This window comes from Zobellia uliginosa, from assembly GCF_018860745.1.
In the GTDB taxonomy this organism is placed as follows: domain Bacteria; phylum Bacteroidota; class Bacteroidia; order Flavobacteriales; family Flavobacteriaceae; genus Zobellia; species Zobellia uliginosa_B.
In genome coordinates this window covers 70,797-85,591 of record NZ_JAHKPY010000006.1, presented here as the reverse complement: position 1 = coordinate 85,591, position 14,795 = coordinate 70,797, and the positions used below count along the sequence as shown (strand labels likewise).

The 14,795-nt window shown below is 37.3% G+C and carries 16 protein-coding genes; 12 read left to right on the top strand and 4 right to left on the bottom strand.

Going from position 1 to position 14,795, the window contains the following annotated elements:
* Nucleotides 1-23: 23 nt before the first annotated feature.
* From KO521_RS10345 to KO521_RS10315, 7 genes are all read left to right on the top strand, one after another.
* A complete protein-coding gene (locus tag KO521_RS10345; protein ID WP_215939849.1) occupies nt 24-569 on the top strand; it encodes a nucleotide exchange factor GrpE in 546 nt (181 codons plus the stop codon).
* A 9-nt stretch (nt 570-578) separates the two neighbouring features.
* Nucleotides 579-1,709, top strand: coding sequence for a molecular chaperone DnaJ (dnaJ, locus tag KO521_RS10340; RefSeq protein WP_215939848.1), 1,131 nt, complete (start codon nt 579-581; stop codon nt 1,707-1,709).
* A 184-nt stretch (nt 1,710-1,893) separates the two neighbouring features.
* A complete protein-coding gene (locus KO521_RS10335) occupies nt 1,894-2,835 on the top strand; it encodes an ABC transporter ATP-binding protein (RefSeq protein WP_215939847.1) in 942 nt (313 codons plus the stop codon).
* Nucleotides 2,828-4,156 carry an ABC transporter permease gene (locus tag KO521_RS10330; RefSeq protein WP_215939846.1) on the top strand — a complete coding sequence of 443 codons (1,329 nt, stop codon included), beginning with the start codon at nt 2,828-2,830 and terminating at the stop codon, nt 4,154-4,156. The genes KO521_RS10335 and KO521_RS10330 overlap by 8 nt, the downstream gene beginning before the upstream one ends.
* 2 nt (nt 4,157-4,158) lie before the next feature.
* Nucleotides 4,159-5,085 (top strand): mechanosensitive ion channel family protein, encoded by a 927-nt coding sequence (locus KO521_RS10325; RefSeq protein WP_215939845.1) that lies wholly within the window; start codon nt 4,159-4,161, stop codon nt 5,083-5,085.
* A gap of 1 nt (nt 5,086) precedes the next feature.
* Nucleotides 5,087-5,962 carry a DUF6268 family outer membrane beta-barrel protein gene (locus tag KO521_RS10320; RefSeq protein WP_215939844.1) on the top strand — a complete coding sequence of 292 codons (876 nt, stop codon included), beginning with the start codon at nt 5,087-5,089 and terminating at the stop codon, nt 5,960-5,962.
* A gap of 12 nt (nt 5,963-5,974) precedes the next feature.
* Nucleotides 5,975-7,138: a sigma-54-dependent transcriptional regulator gene (locus KO521_RS10315; RefSeq protein WP_215939843.1), complete on the top strand. Its 1,164-nt coding sequence runs from the start codon at nt 5,975-5,977 to the stop codon at nt 7,136-7,138.
* A 47-nt stretch (nt 7,139-7,185) separates the two neighbouring features.
* On the opposite strand, the gene KO521_RS10310 is transcribed toward KO521_RS10315, so the two are convergent.
* Complete coding sequence (locus tag KO521_RS10310; RefSeq protein ID WP_215939842.1) at nt 7,186-7,875, bottom strand: hypothetical protein; 690 nt, start codon at nt 7,873-7,875, stop codon at nt 7,186-7,188.
* 198 nt (nt 7,876-8,073) lie between these two features.
* On the opposite strand from KO521_RS10310, the gene KO521_RS10305 reads away from it, so the two are divergent.
* The 3 genes from KO521_RS10305 to KO521_RS10295 all read left to right on the top strand — a co-directional run bounded on the left by KO521_RS10305 (nt 8,074) and on the right by KO521_RS10295 (nt 11,424).
* Entirely contained in the window at nt 8,074-8,958 is an 885-nt protein-coding gene (locus tag KO521_RS10305) for a PPK2 family polyphosphate kinase (protein ID WP_215939841.1), read from the top strand.
* A complete protein-coding gene (locus tag KO521_RS10300; RefSeq protein ID WP_215939840.1) occupies nt 8,955-10,337 on the top strand; it encodes a M28 family peptidase in 1,383 nt (460 codons plus the stop codon). The genes KO521_RS10305 and KO521_RS10300 overlap by 4 nt, the downstream gene beginning before the upstream one ends.
* A gap of 154 nt (nt 10,338-10,491) precedes the next feature.
* Complete coding sequence (locus KO521_RS10295; RefSeq protein WP_215939839.1) at nt 10,492-11,424, top strand: peptidylprolyl isomerase; 933 nt, start codon at nt 10,492-10,494, stop codon at nt 11,422-11,424.
* Nucleotides 11,425-11,959: 535 nt separating this feature from the next.
* On the opposite strand, the gene KO521_RS10290 is transcribed toward KO521_RS10295, so the two are convergent.
* Both KO521_RS10290 and KO521_RS10285 read right to left on the bottom strand, forming a co-directional pair.
* The gene (locus tag KO521_RS10290; RefSeq protein WP_013994176.1) at nt 11,960-12,154 is read right to left on the bottom strand and encodes a cold-shock protein; all 195 of its coding nucleotides are present in this window, start codon (nt 12,152-12,154) and stop codon (nt 11,960-11,962) included.
* Nucleotides 12,155-12,460: 306 nt separating this feature from the next.
* The gene (locus tag KO521_RS10285) at nt 12,461-13,099 is read right to left on the bottom strand and encodes a peroxiredoxin (RefSeq protein ID WP_215939838.1); all 639 of its coding nucleotides are present in this window, start codon (nt 13,097-13,099) and stop codon (nt 12,461-12,463) included.
* Nucleotides 13,100-13,208: 109 nt separating this feature from the next.
* Here KO521_RS10285 and KO521_RS10280 point away from each other — a divergent pair, with 109 nt between their 5' ends.
* On the top strand, nt 13,209-13,751 hold the full coding sequence (locus tag KO521_RS10280; protein ID WP_215939837.1) for a YfiT family bacillithiol transferase: 543 nt from the start codon (nt 13,209-13,211) through the stop codon (nt 13,749-13,751).
* 30 nt (nt 13,752-13,781) lie between these two features.
* Here KO521_RS10280 and KO521_RS10275 read toward each other — a convergent pair whose 3' ends face one another.
* Nucleotides 13,782-14,339, bottom strand: coding sequence for a thioredoxin family protein (locus tag KO521_RS10275; RefSeq protein ID WP_215939836.1), 558 nt, complete (start codon nt 14,337-14,339; stop codon nt 13,782-13,784).
* A gap of 115 nt (nt 14,340-14,454) precedes the next feature.
* Here KO521_RS10275 and KO521_RS10270 point away from each other — a divergent pair, with 115 nt between their 5' ends.
* Nucleotides 14,455-14,793, top strand: a complete 339-nt coding sequence (locus KO521_RS10270; protein ID WP_215939835.1) for a tRNA-binding protein — start codon at nt 14,455-14,457, stop codon at nt 14,791-14,793.
* Nucleotides 14,794-14,795 lie beyond the last annotated feature (2 nt).

The window sequence follows — 14,795 nt, the reverse complement described above, 5'->3', positions numbered from 1 at the left end:
CGAGAATTCAAATTGTATCACAAATGAGCGATAAACAAAATACAGAAGACATTGACGAAGTATTGGACAAGGACCAAGCTGAAGCAACGTCTGAGGGCAATATAGAGCAAGAAGAACTAAGTGTAGAAGAACAGCTAAGGGAAGACCTTGCGAAGGAAAAAGATAAATTTCTTCGGTTGTTTGCTGAGTTCGAGAACTTTAAAAGAAGAACTTCAAAAGAACGGGTAGAGTTATTCAAAACTGCCGGACAGGAAATCATGGTTTCCATGTTACCGGTTTTGGATGATTTTGAGCGTGCTTTAAAAGAGATGGCCAAGTCTGAGGACAAAGAAATGTTCAAAGGGGTAGAGTTGATTAGAGTTAAGTTCCGCGAAACCTTGAAATCAAAAGGATTAGAAGAGGTGCATGCAGAGCCAGGAGATGCTTTTGATGCTGATTTGCACGAGGCTATTACGCAAATACCGGCACCAAATAAAAAACTGAAAGGCAAGATTGTCGATGTCGTTGAAAAAGGATTTAAACTTGGTGATAGAATTATTCGTCACCCTAAAGTGGTTGTAGGAAACTAAAAATCAAGGATGAAGGAAGATTATTATGAAGTACTTGGCATTAGTAAAAGTGCCAGCGCAGCGGAAATAAAAAAGGCCTATCGAAAAAAAGCATTGGAGCATCACCCGGATAAAAACCCTGGCGATACCAAGGCTGAAGAATTGTTCAAGAAATCTGCAGAAGCATATGAGGTTTTGAGCAATCCTGACAAAAAAGCACGTTATGACCAGTTTGGACATGGCGCTTTTGACGGTTCTGGCGGTTTTGGTGGCGGCGGAATGAACATGGATGATATCTTCAGTCAGTTCGGAGACATTTTCGGCAGCGCTTTCGGCGGTGGCGGGGGTGGTTTTGGTGGTTTCGGCGGCGGCGGCTTTGGCGGCGGTCAACGTAGGGTTAAAGGAAGCAATTTGCGTATTCGCGTAAAATTAACCCTAGAAGAAGTTGCTAATGGAGTAGAGAAGAAAATAAAGGTCAAAAGAAAAATTCAGGCAAGCGGTGTTACTTATAAAACATGCGGAACCTGCGGAGGTGCTGGTCAGGTTACCAAGATTACCAATACAATTCTTGGCCGTATGCAAACTGCAGCTACCTGTAGTACTTGTGGTGGCAGTGGCCAGATTTTGGATAAGAAACCTAGTGATGCAGATGCTCAAGGACTTAAAGTCTCCGAGGAAACGGTTGCTATTAATATTCCGGCCGGGGTAGAGGATGGTATGCAGTTAAAGGTTCCCAATAAAGGTAATGATGCGCCAGGTAACGGAGTACCAGGCGATTTATTGGTGGCTATTGAGACGTTAGACCATGAGACTCTAAAACGTGAAGGAGATAACCTTCATTATGATTTGTACATAAGTTTTTCTGAGGCAGTTCTAGGAACATCTAAAGAGATTGATGCCGTTAGTGGAAAAGTTCGTATAAAATTGGAATCCGGAATTCAATCTGGTAAAATTTTAAGATTAAGAGGTAAAGGTATATCAAGCCTAAATGGTTACGGTAGTGGAGACCTATTGGTTCACGTAAACGTTTGGACTCCAAAGGAGTTGAACAAAGAACAAAAAGAGTTCTTTGAAAGAATGCAGAACAATGAAAATTTTGAACCAAAACCTGAGAAATCTGATAAGTCTTTCTTTGAAAAAGTAAAGGATATGTTCTCATAACCACCATTGAATGCGTTTTAAATAAAAAACGTATATTTGGTTTAATATTGGATTACCAATATTAATTTTCTTTTTCATAGCAATTTTTTTCCCATCCTTGATTTACTTAAGGGTGGGTTTTGTTTTTAGGGACATTGGTAATGTCTTGTGAAGACAAAAAACTATCTTTGACAAAATTGCTTGCATGAACAATATTTTGGTCACTAAGGAGGTCACCAAACAATTTGGGGATTATACAGCTCTTAATAAAGTTTCTTTAGAGATTCCTAAAAATAGTATTTACGGTCTTCTAGGCCCTAACGGTGCCGGGAAGACTACTCTCATTAGAATTATTAATCAAATTACATACCCTGACAAGGGTGAGGTTTTGTTTGATGGAGAACCGCTAAAAGCGGAGCACATTGCCCAAATTGGGTACTTGCCAGAAGAAAGAGGGCTGTATAAAAGCATGAAGGTGGGAGAGCAAGCCTTATATCTTGCACAATTGAAAGGCCTATCTAAGGCTGAAGCAAAAAAAAGACTCAAATTTTGGTTCGAACGTTTAGAAATAGGAGATTGGTGGAACAAAAAAATTCAAGAACTTTCCAAAGGTATGGCGCAAAAAATACAGTTTATTGTAACTGTATTACACGAGCCAAAACTCTTGATATTTGATGAGCCCTTTAGTGGATTTGACCCTATTAATGCCAACATTATAAAAGAGGAGATTCTTAAGTTAAAGGAGAACGGAACTTCTATAATATTTTCTACCCATAGGATGGAATCCGTAGAGGAACTTTGTGAATATATTGCACTAATACATCGCTCCGAAAAAATATTGGATGGTAGATTATCCGAGATTAAGAAAGCGTATAAAAATAACATTTTTAAAGTTGGATTGGAAACGAACAATGGTGACATACTTTTAAAGGGACTCACAGATAAGTTTACGATCAATACCTCTCAATTTGATTCTGTAGAAAATCAGTTGAACCTAACACTACAATTGCCTACAAACGATTCTCGTGAAATATTGACCTATCTTTCTTCAAAAGCTAACATTAATCACTTTGTTGAGACCATTCCGTCTACAAGTGATATTTTTATACAAGCGGTACAAAGCAAAAGCAAAGGTGTAAATGAATAAACTACCACTTATTATAAAAAGGGAGTATTTGGCCAAGGTGCGGAATAAGTCCTTCGTAATAATGACATTTTTAAGTCCTATTCTCATGGTTGCCATGGTTATTTTGGTAGCCTATTTAGCCAAGGTGAACGATAATGAATCTCGGGTTATCGGTATATTGAACGAGAGTAAATTTTTTTCAAATGATTTCGTGCCTAGTGGAACCACAACTTTTGTAGATTTTAAAGATGTTACTCTAGAAGAGGCAAAGGACTCGGTTGCCGGTTTAGGCTTTGATGGGCTTCTGTATATTCCTCAAGACTCTGATTTAAGAACGGTAACGTCACATTCGTTTTTCTATTCCAAAGATGCCCCGCCTACGCAAGTGGTGGAACGTCTTGAGAATACTTTTCAAGAACGATTAAGACAGGAGCGTTTACAAGAAATGGGTATAAGTGCTGAAGATTTCGCAAAGATGGATACTCATTTTGAAATGAATACCGCAACCTATTCGGGGGAGACCAACCTAAAGGGTATAAATGAGATAAAGGCTTTTATTGGTGGCGGTTTTGGCTATCTCATAATGATGTTTATAATCATCTATGGTGGCTTTGTTATGAGAAGCGTCATAGAGGAAAAAACCAGTCGAATTATTGAAGTAATTATTTCTTCGGTAAAACCTTTTCAACTTATGTTGGGCAAAATTATAGGTACATCTTTGGCAGGCATAACCCAATTTGCAATTTGGATTGTTTCCGCAAGTCTTCTGCTTCTTATATCGTTTGCTGTATTTGATATTGATCCGGTGGCAATGAATTCCGGTGCCGCAATAACACCTAATATAGGGCCTGGTTTACCATCTGTTGATCATACGATGCAATTATACGCTCAAGAACTTTTTAAGATTCCATGGGGTATGCTCATTACCTTTTTTCTTGTATATTTTATTTTGGGTTATCTTATTTACAGCTCAATTTATGCGGCAATAGGAGCTGCTGTAGATAATGAAACAGATACGCAACAATTTATTTTCCCTATTATTTTACCCTTGATGTTAGCTATATACGTGGGGTTCTTTTCTGTTTTTAGTAATCCCCACGGACCTATAGCAGTTGGTTTTTCCTTGTTCCCATTAACCTCGCCTATTGTTATGCTCATGCGTCTTCCCGGAGGTATAGGAGAAGGTGGTGTTCCAGTATGGGAATTGGTTACGTCTATTATCCTTTTAATCGTTACTTTTATAGGTATCGTATGGCTAGCGGCAAAAATTTATAGGGTAGGTATTCTTATGTATGGTAAGAAGCCAACGTATAAGGAGTTGTTCAAGTGGTTAAGGTATTGATCATGATTCAAGACACGCAAAGTAAGGTAGAAGAAATTATAGAAGAAGATATTTGGGGAGGGATCAAGGAATTTCTTAATCTGGGACTTAGATATGGAGAAGGTGAAAATTCCATAAATATTACTATTGGTCTTTTGTTGCTCGTTACCGTAGTATTCTTGCTTACTGGATTTGTATTAAAATGGTTGCGGATACTTTTGACGCAGCGCATGGAAGCAGAGGATAAACTAAAGTTCATTAGTGTCTTTAAATTTATTAGATATGTAGTGTATATGGTCGTCATTCTCTTAACGATGAGTGCGGCAGGAATTGACATAACATTACTTCTAACGGCTTCTGCAGCACTTTTCGTTGGGCTTGGCTTAGCACTCCAGGAACTCTTTCAAGATGTTATAGGAGGTATATTTATTATTATTGACAAATCACTTCATGTAGGTGATATTATTGAAGTGGATAATAAGGTAGGCAAGGTTTTTGAAATCAAACTTAGAACGACCAGGGCTATAACAAGAGATGATAAGGTAATTATTATTCCCAATCACAAATTTATTAGTGATATAATTTATAACTATACCCAAAACCATAAAACCACAAGAGAGCAAGTAAAAATCGGAATTGCATACGGTAGCGATGTTGTTATGGCAACCAAAATTTTAGAGAGCATTGCAGATGGCCAAAATGGGATATTAAAAAGTCCTAAGCCATTTGTGATTTTTGAGGATTTTGGAGATTCAGCACTTCTGTTTAGCATGAATTTTTATACACTAGATAGTTTTAATGTACCCAAAATTAAGAGTGAAATGCGTTATAAATTAGATGCAGAATTTAGAAAGAACAATATTTCTATACCTTTTCCGCAAAGAGATATACATATTATTCACCAAAAACCGTTTCAAGACAGTAATGCCAATAATATCGAAGCGAATTAAGGTGAATAGCAGAAAATTTATTGCCTGTACTGTCTTTTTTCTTATAGGGTCTTTTTTAGGTCTAAGCCAAACTCCAGATGTAGTAAGGGCAGAATATATGATGATGCCAAAAAATGGTTCGGATGCGGAATTGTCCCGAATGAAACTTCTGGTGAACGTACCCATTACAATAAAGGACTCCAATAATTTGGTCTTAGGAGCAGAATACAATCGGTTGGCATATCATTTAAAGAAAGAACTACCTTTTAGTAGTGCCGGATTAAAGCAATTTCATATCGTAGATTTAAATTTGGCTTACGTCTGGAAATTTAATCCTAATTGGCGATTTATAGGTGTAGTTACCCCGCGTTTGTCATCAACATTAACAAACCCCTTAGAAAATGGAGATTTCTCCGTAAACTCCACAATAGGTTTTCTGAAGGAAAAGAAGAAAGTTTCAAAACCTAGTATTTTGGTTTTGGGTCTTGCCTATAATTCAACGGTAGCATTACGCATACCGATACCTATTTTTTACTATGAACAACGTTTTCACAGAAACTGGAGTTTTGTTGTAGGTATCCCCAAGACCGGGATGAAATATCATCTTAAAGAAAGACATCAATTTCAAACGGAGTTCATTTTTGATGGCTATTATGTTAATTTGCAGAATAATATTGTACTACCAAATACTATAAGTGCTTCTTCCGTATCGTCATCTGCAGCACTGGTCACGGTAGGATATCAGTTTAAATTGGCATCCAGTACGTTTCTTTATGCGTACGCCGGTCATACAGTATTTCAAGATGGCGTTTTGAGGGATGAGGATAGAAATGATATTTTTACATTAAACGATAATCCTAGTTTCTACTTTAGAACAGGATTTAGAATAGGACTTTAAAATTTAGATACTATGCCTAAAATATTGGTAATTGAAGACGAATCAGCAATTAGACGTGTACTGGTCAAGATTCTTTCTGAAGAAAGCGATAGCTATCAGCTAGAGGAAGCGGAGGACGGTCTTAAAGGGCTGGAGGCCGTTAAAAATAATGATTACGATTTGGTGCTTTGCGATATAAAAATGCCAAAGATGGACGGTGTAGAGGTCCTTGAAGCCGCTCGTAAAATAAAGCCGGAAATTCCTTTTATAATGATTTCAGGTCACGGAGATTTGGATACCGCAGTAAATACTATGAGACTAGGTGCTTTTGATTATATATCAAAGCCACCAGACCTCAATAGGCTTTTAACTACAGTACGCAATGCGGTAGATCGCAAAGTGTTGGTAGTAGAGAATAAGGTTTTAAAGAAAAAGGTGAGTAAGAATTATGAGATGATAGGTGATAGTGAAGAAATCACGGTTATTAAGGATATGATAGAAAAAGTGGCCCCTACGGACGCGCGTGTGCTTATTACCGGTTCTAATGGAACAGGTAAGGAGTTGGTGGCGCATTGGGTACATGAAAAAAGCCAGCGTAGTAAGGCTCCTTTTATAGAGGTAAACTGCGCAGCTATCCCATCGGAACTAATCGAAAGTGAACTTTTTGGTCATGTTAAAGGAGCTTTTACATCTGCTGTACGGGATCGTGCAGGTAAGTTTGAGGCTGCTAATAAAGGCACAATTTTTCTTGATGAGATTGGTGACATGAGTCTGTCCGCTCAAGCAAAGGTGCTTAGGGCACTTCAGGAAAGTAAGATTTCAAGAGTAGGCACGGATAAGGATATCAAAGTAGATGTACGGGTTATAGCTGCAACGAATAAGAACCTTAAAAAGGAAATAGAGGAAGGTAACTTCCGGGAAGATTTATATCATAGATTGGCGGTTATATTAATTCAGGTACCAGCACTGAACGATAGGCGCGATGATATACCTTTACTAATAGAACACTTTGCCAAAAAAATAGCTTCGGAACAAGGAATAGTTCCCAAGACATTTTCTGCAAAGGCTGTTAAACTTTTAAAGAGCTATGATTGGACCGGTAATATAAGAGAGCTAAGGAATGTAGTAGAGCGTTTAATCATACTAGGAGGAAAAGAGGTAGCGGAAGAAGATGTAAAGCTATTTGCTAGTAAATAAACTGTAGTATTCTTATAGAGAAAAAAGAATAGGCTTTTTTATAAATTCTACTTTCTACCGCAGGAACCTAAACGTTCTAAAGCTGTCTCAGTAATTTCCTTGGTCTTTAAATTGTAGTATTTTTTACTTTCGGATAAATTGGGATCTAATAACTCTTGCTCACAGTTTTCATAGATATTTTGAGCAAAATCTCTTGCTTTAGCGCAATCTACGGTATTAATAACCTTATCTAAAGAGTTTTTATATTTGGCCAGAGATGCATCTATTTTTTTTCTGATTTTTACATTGTCAAGAAAAGCCATAGTGGTTGGTGCTTCAGAATTATCTACGTTCATAATCAAGTTATCAGAACCATATATACTATCATGTTCATGATGATTGGCAATAGCTTCTAAACTTTCAACACTGAATTTAAGGGCTTTGTTAAGTAAAATTCGGGTACCTGCAAGTGAGGTGGCACGGGTAGCATTTTTTAAGTATTCTATATTTTCCACAGTACTATCGGTTGCATATTCACAACCACAATCCTCAATTTGTTTTTTTGATTTTTCTAATGCGGTCAAAGCTTTAAACGTGTAAAAACGGGTCATTTGCAAGTCTTTCATAGAAAGAGCTTTTTTAGTTTGACTTTTTACATAACCAATATTAGAATTTGCGTAATCGCAATCCTGACTTGCCCCAAAAGAGGAAGAAGATGTAAATACGAATAGAGATAATATAAAGTAAAGTAACTTCATAAAGTAAGTTTTTCTGCTGTAAAATTTGGGATTATTACAATGTAAAGTTAAGCACGTCAAGTCGTTAAGAGGTAGTTTTTTCGATAGATGGTATCCCCTAGGAAGTATTTTGGATGAACCGGAAGATTCTGTTGCTAAACGGTCATTTTTTTTAACATTCGCAACCGTTCAACGACAAAATAGTTTTATATTCAACCTATGTACGGAAAAGAAATATCATCATTTAGGGTCGATAAGGACATCGACTTATCAAAATGTGCTACAAGAGAAGATTTTGGAGCCACAGATAAACAACTTAAAAAAGACCTGGAAAAAATTCGTGTAGAGCTTGGCGATTTCCAAGATACCTTATATGCCCATGCGAAGTATAGTGTTCTAATTTGCTTGCAAGGAATGGATAGTGCGGGAAAGGATAGTCTTGTTCGTGAGGTATTCAAAGATTTTAATGCCCGTGGTGTTGTGGTCCATAGCTTTAAAGTGCCCACCAAATTAGAGTTGGGGCATGATTTTTTGTGGAGGCACTACATTGCACTGCCTGCCAAAGGTAAATTTGGTGTTTTTAATAGAACTCATTATGAAAACGTATTGGTAACTCGTGTTCATCCGGAATATATTTTAGGAGAGCATATTCCAGGTATTCATTCTGTAGATGATATTGACCAGGAATTTTGGAATAAACGCTTTGAGCAAATCAATAATTTTGAGCGTCATATTGCTGAAAACGGTACCATTATCTTTAAGTTTTTTCTGCACCTTTCAAAAGAAGAACAGCGTTTGCGGCTAATTAGAAGGCTGGAGTTAAAACGTAAGAATTGGAAATTTTCACCCGGGGATCTTAAGGAAAGAAAACTTTGGGATACCTACCAAGAATGTTATCAAGATGCAATTAATGAAACATCAAAACCGCATGCGCCTTGGTATGTAGTGCCTTCTGATAATAAAAAGGCGGCAAGAGTAATTGTAGCTTCTGTTTTGCTTGAAGAACTAAAAAAATATAAAGACATTAAAGAGCCTGAGCTAGATGATAAGATAAAGGCAAATTTGGAACTTTACAAAGAACAACTGGAAAAAGAAAAAGAATGAAGAAAGTAATCCTGCTCTTGTTAGGCATAGGTCTTAGTGTTCAAGGCTACGCTCAAAACGAAGATGAGCAACAGTTAAAAAAAATATATGACTTGGCACTTACGGATAGTAAAGCCTATGACTGGCTAAACTATCTTTCCAATCAAATAGGAGGTAGATTGTCTGGTAGCGTTCAGGCACAACAAGCTGTGGAGTATACTAAAGGACAACTGGACTCTTTAGGTCTTGATCGTGTTTGGTTACAACCTGTAAAAGTCCCTAAATGGGTCCGGGGTACACCGGAATTCGCTTATTTTGAAACCAGTCCGGGCTTATCCACCAACGTTCCTATTTGTGCACTTGGCGGTTCTGTAGCAACTCCTATTACAGGGGTAAAGGCAGGTATAGTAGAAGTTCAGGGTATTGAGGAGTTAGAGAAATTGGGAAAGGATAAAATAGAAGGCAAGATCGTTTTTTACAATAGACCGATGGACGCAACCTTGATAAGCACGTTTGCGGCATATTCGGGATGTGTAGATCAGAGGTATTCCGGTGCAGACGAGGCTGCTAAATATGGTGCGGTAGGAGTAATTGTAAGGTCAATGAATTTAAGATTGGATGATTATCCGCATACAGGTTCTATGAGCTATGGAGATCTTCCCGTGTCAAAACGCATTCCGGCAGCAGCTATAAGTACAAATGGAGCGGAGCTATTGAGTACTACGCTAAAGTTAAATGCAGATATTCAATTTTATTTCAAGCAGAATTGCAAACAGTTTAATGACGTGGATTCTTTTAACGTTATTGGGGAAATTAAAGGCAGCGAGTTTCCAAACGAGATTATGGTTGTAGGAGGGCATTTGGATTCTTGGGATTTGGGAGATGGCTCGCATGATGATGGAGCAGGGTGTGTACAGAGCATGGATGTACTTAGACTTTTGAAAACTACCGGATATAAGCCTAAGAGAACTATTCGTGCAGTGTTGTTCATGAATGAGGAAAATGGACTAAGAGGTGGAAATAAATATGCCGAGGTGGCGGACGAACAAAAGGAGAACCATGTTTTTGCTTTGGAAAGTGATGCCGGGGGTTTTACACCACGCGGATTTTCTTTTGACTGTTCTGATGAAAACCTAAAACAAGTACATAGCTGGAAATCACTTTTTGAGCCGTATTACATTCACCTTTTCGAAAAAGGATATAGTGGAGCGGATATAAGACCGTTGAAAAATGATGACATGGTGCTAGCAGGTCTAAGACCGGATTCACAACGTTATTTTGTACACCACCATGCGGAGAACGATACATTTGAGCATGTTAATGAGCGTGAATTAGAGTTAGGTGCAGCTAGCATGGCCAGTTTAATCTATTTGTTTGATAAATATGGAATTGTAAAGTAATGCAAAGAAGCCAGGCAATCTTCTTTTCCATCTTGCAATAAATAGATGTTTTTCACGTAAAAAAGATGCGTTTGGAATTCATAGAACCTAAGGTTTGAGCCACAGATTTATGAACAAATTTGCATATCTTTGCCGCTCATTAAAAAAATGAAAAATGCAAGACGGAATCTACGCAAAATTCAATACGGATAAAGGTGAGATATTAGTTAAACTTACCCATGATAAAACTCCGGGTACGGTAGGTAACTTTGTTGCCCTTGCCGAAGGAAAACAAGAAAATTCTGCAAAAGCTGCAGGAGAGCCTTATTATGATGGGTTAAAGTTCCACAGGGTAATTCCTGATTTTATGGTACAGGGCGGATGCCCGCAAGGAACAGGTACTGGTGATGCCGGTTACAAGTTTGATGATGAATTTCATCCAGATCTTAACCACTCTGAGCCAGGTGTTCTTTCTATGGCAAATGCGGGTCCTGGTACAAACGGAAGCCAGTTCTTTATTACCCATGTGCCAACGCCGTGGTTAGATAATAAGCATACTGTTTTTGGCAAAGTAGAAAGTGGTCAAGAAGTTGTTGACGCTATTGCTCAAGGCGATAAAATAAATAGTGTTGAGATTGTTCGTGTAGGTGACGAGGCCCAAAAATGGGATGCACTAGAGAGCTTTGCAACGTTTAAAAGTTCTAAAGAAGCGCGTCTTGCCGAAGAAAAAGCAAAGCAATCTGCAGAATTGGATAAAATTGCTGCTGGCTTTGATGAAACGGAAAGTGGTTTAAGATATAAAATGATCCAAAATGGAGACGGTGCACAGGCTGAAAAGGGTCAGACGGTATCAGTTCATTATGAAGGTTCTTTATTGAACGGTCAAGTTTTTGATTCTTCTTATAAACGTAATCAACCAATTGATTTTCAGTTAGGAGTTGGTCAGGTTATTCCGGGTTGGGATGAAGGTATTCAACTTTTAAAAGTAGGGGATAAAGCCAGATTGGTAATTCCTTCTAATTTAGCTTATGGTAGTGCAGGTGCAGGTGGTGTTATTCCGCCAGATGCTACATTATTGTTTGATGTTGAACTTATGGGGGTAAAATAAAAAGAGTGCGTGTACGCTTTTAAGAATATAATGAAAGCCTTGGCAGTAATGTCAAGGCTTTTTTATATAAATCATGTTTTTTACTGTTCTTTGAGAGTGTTCTATATTCTAAATACTTTTAGAAGGAACACGCAGTACCAGCTGTTGTGCAGTCTAAATTAGTTTCAAAATAAACAAAAAGAGGAATGGCAGAGCAGTGTAGGGCCACTCAGCAAGCAAATCAAACAATCTACCCGATTCTATTGTTTATCGAGTTTTCTTTGCTCTATCTGTACTCAGAAGGAGTAAAACAATATTTACTACCAGCAAAACGAAAATAATACCAAAAAAAGTAAGCATATTCTATTGTTTGGTTAATCGGGGAAAACCTAGTCTTTAACTAGACGCGTAAAAAGTAAAAGGGTTGCGTTAAAAACTTCAAAACAAATGTATGAAAAATACGACAAAACAATGTCTACTTACGTATGTAAAAGAAAAAAAGCCCTGTTACCATAGGTAACAGGGCTTTTGTATAAAAAAAGTTTTTGCGTCTTTCTTAGTCAACTACTTTCACATTTACCGCGTTCAGTCCTTTTTTACCTTGTTGTAGCTCAAATTCTACAACGTCACCTTCACGAATTTCATCGATTAAACCAGAAATGTGTACAAAGTGATCTTCGCTTGAACCATCTTCAGTGATAAATCCGTAACCTTTGGAATCATTGAAGAATTTTACTGTTCCTTTACTCATAATACAAAAAAATTAAATTAAATTATGCCGCAAAGATAACTATAAAAAATTAAACCAATGATTTTTACTAAGTTATCTTTACTTTAACTAAGGGTTATAAGAAGAATTCTCTGCGTACCTAACAGCTTTCGTTTGAGTTTTTTACAGATTGTTCTTCATAGCTAAGTTATATAATTAATTGCAATTTTCAGAAAAAATAATGTTGCAATTGCTTACAATATCTATTTTAAATTGTAGGAAATTATTTGAAATAAAAAATCCATCTATTCTTTAAAAATAGATGGATTTTTAAGTATTAAAAAAACTTTATGAAGCAGGGTCTGGCGTCATACGTAAATAAGGCTTTACTTCCTTAACTCCTTTAGTAAAGATTGTTTTGGCATCTTCTGTAGAAATTGCTGGACTAACAACTACATCTTCTCCATTTTTCCAGTTAGCTGGTGTTGCTACCTTATGATTAGCTGTAAGTTGCAAAGAATCTATAACACGTAGAAGCTCGTAAAAATTACGACCCGTAGAAGCAGGGTAGGTCAACATCAATTTTACCGTTCTGTCTGGTGCAATGATAAATACAGAACGTACGGTAAGGGTATTATCCGCTTTTGGGTGAATCATATCATACAGATCAGATACTTTTCTGTCTTCGTCTGCTATAATCGGAAATTCTACGTTTGTATGCTGAACCTCGTTAATATCCTTTATCCATTCTTTATGTGACGCAGCACCATCAACGCTTAACGCTATCATTTTAACGTTTCGCTTATCAAATTCACCCTTAAATTGAGCTGCGGTACCTAATTCTGTGGTACAAACAGGAGTAAAATCTGCTGGGTGCGAAAAAAGAATTCCCCAACTATCTCCTAAATAATCATAAAGATTTATTTCGCCTATAGAACTGTCCGCTGTAAAATTCGGGGCCTTATCGCCCAATCGTATTGTTGCCATGTGTTATGTTTTTTTAGGTAAAAAAATTATCCTATAAAATTAGTAGATTACTCAAAGACAACCTTAAGTTTATGGTTAAAAATGTATTAAAGTTTCCTATTTTTAACGTATGGAAAACGAGGAATTGGAACAGTTAAAGTACCCTATAGGTAAATTTGAAATACCAGAGCAAATAACCCATGAGCAAATTCATGAATGGATACATGTTTTAGAGCTTCTTCCCAGAGAACTTGAAATTATGGTTAAAGACTTAACTGAGGAGCAATTGGAAACTCCTTATAGACCTGGTGGATGGACGGTAAGACAGACCGTACATCATATTGCAGATAGCCACCACAATAGCTATATTCGCTTTAAATGGGCGCTTACAGAAGATAATCCTATCATAAAAGCGTATGATGAGAAAGGCTGGGCGGAACTTTTTGATACGAAAACCGCACCTATTCAGCTTTCTTTGGATCATTTAAAAGCGGTTCATGGAAAGTTGGTCTTTTTGTTAAAGGGACTGTCCAATGCTCAACTTAAAAAAACTTTTACCCATCCAAGTAATAATGAACAAGTGCCCCTAGACCAGAATATTGGAACATATGCTTGGCACGGGAGGCATCATTTTGCCCAAATCTTTAATTTAATTGAGAGAAAGGGGTGGTAAAGCCTAAAGTCCGTTTTCTAAATCCTTTTATCATATTTTCCACTTAATGTTACAGCCAATACTTGGCTTTTGAAGATTACTAATACTTTTATTCTCAATTAGGGCATCAAGGGCATTTCTTAAATCTTTTCCAGTTACGGGAATTTCGTTTCCTGGTCTGGAGTCATCTAGCTGACCGCGATATACCAGTTTTAGATCTGAATCGAATAAATAAAAATCAGGAGTACAGGCCGCGTCATAGTTTTTGGCCGTTTCTTGCGTTTCGTCGTATAGGTAGGGAAAGCTGTAGTTTTGTTCTTCTGCAATTTTCTTCATTAGGTGTGGCGCATCTTGAGGATAGTTTTCAACATCATTACTAGAAATGGCAATAAAACCTATTTCTTTGGATTGATATTCTTTTGCCAACTTTGCAAATTGGGGGTTTATATGAATTACAAAGGGACAATGATTGCAAATAAAGGCAATCACCGTTCCCTTTTTGCCTTTTAAATCACTAAGCTCCACTTGTTGATTGGTCTGAGTGTCCAATAAATTAAAGTCCGGAGCCAGAGTGCCTAGAGGAAGCATATTACTGGGAGTTCTTGCCATTTTTATATGTATTTAATGTATAAAGTTATAAAAAGTATTTTACGCACCTTTGTCAAACCATAATCTATTTTTACCTTCATATTTCGTAAAAAGATTTAAATCCGAAAAGAATAGTATGGAGGAAACTATAAATTGGCAAGATTTTGCAAAGATAGATATGCGCGTTGGAACGGTCATAAAGGCTAATGATTTTCCAGAGGCTCGTAATCCTGCTTATCAGCTTCATATTGATTTTGGTGAGGAAATAGGGGTAAAGAAGACCTCTGCCCAAGTCACCACCTTGTATACCAAAGAACAACTTTTGGGGACACAGGTTGTAGCCGTTGTAAACTTTCCTAAAAAGCAAATTGCTAATTTCATGAGTGAATGTCTTATATTGGGCGCCGTTAAAGGAAAAGATGTAGAGCTTCTGCAGCCAAAAGCCACAGTTGATAACGGACTGAAAATATCATAATT

Bases quoted from the DNA above. Each gene is read 5' to 3' on its own strand.
- KO521_RS10315 (WP_215939843.1), top strand. From the start codon at position 5,975: ATGCCTAAAATATTGGTAATTGAAGACGAATCAGCAATTAGACGTGTA.
- KO521_RS10325 (WP_215939845.1), top strand. From the start codon at position 4,159: ATGATTCAAGACACGCAAAGTAAGGTAGAAGAAATTATAGAAGAAGAT.
- KO521_RS10335 (WP_215939847.1), top strand. From the start codon at position 1,894: ATGAACAATATTTTGGTCACTAAGGAGGTCACCAAACAATTTGGGGAT.
- KO521_RS10295 (WP_215939839.1), top strand. From the start codon at position 10,492: ATGCAAGACGGAATCTACGCAAAATTCAATACGGATAAAGGTGAGATA.
- KO521_RS10290 (WP_013994176.1), bottom strand. From the start codon at position 12,154: ATGAGTAAAGGAACAGTAAAATTCTTCAATGATTCCAAAGGTTACGGA.
- KO521_RS10330 (WP_215939846.1), top strand. From the start codon at position 2,828: ATGAATAAACTACCACTTATTATAAAAAGGGAGTATTTGGCCAAGGTG.
- dnaJ (WP_215939848.1), top strand. From the start codon at position 579: ATGAAGGAAGATTATTATGAAGTACTTGGCATTAGTAAAAGTGCCAGC.
- KO521_RS10305 (WP_215939841.1), top strand. From the start codon at position 8,074: ATGTACGGAAAAGAAATATCATCATTTAGGGTCGATAAGGACATCGAC.
- KO521_RS10310 (WP_215939842.1), bottom strand. From the start codon at position 7,875: ATGAAGTTACTTTACTTTATATTATCTCTATTCGTATTTACATCTTCT.
- KO521_RS10285 (WP_215939838.1), bottom strand. From the start codon at position 13,099: ATGGCAACAATACGATTGGGCGATAAGGCCCCGAATTTTACAGCGGAC.
- KO521_RS10280 (WP_215939837.1), top strand. From the start codon at position 13,209: ATGGAAAACGAGGAATTGGAACAGTTAAAGTACCCTATAGGTAAATTT.
- KO521_RS10345 (WP_215939849.1), top strand. From the start codon at position 24: ATGAGCGATAAACAAAATACAGAAGACATTGACGAAGTATTGGACAAG.
- KO521_RS10300 (WP_215939840.1), top strand. From the start codon at position 8,955: ATGAAGAAAGTAATCCTGCTCTTGTTAGGCATAGGTCTTAGTGTTCAA.
- KO521_RS10275 (WP_215939836.1), bottom strand. From the start codon at position 14,339: ATGGCAAGAACTCCCAGTAATATGCTTCCTCTAGGCACTCTGGCTCCG.
- KO521_RS10270 (WP_215939835.1), top strand. From the start codon at position 14,455: ATGGAGGAAACTATAAATTGGCAAGATTTTGCAAAGATAGATATGCGC.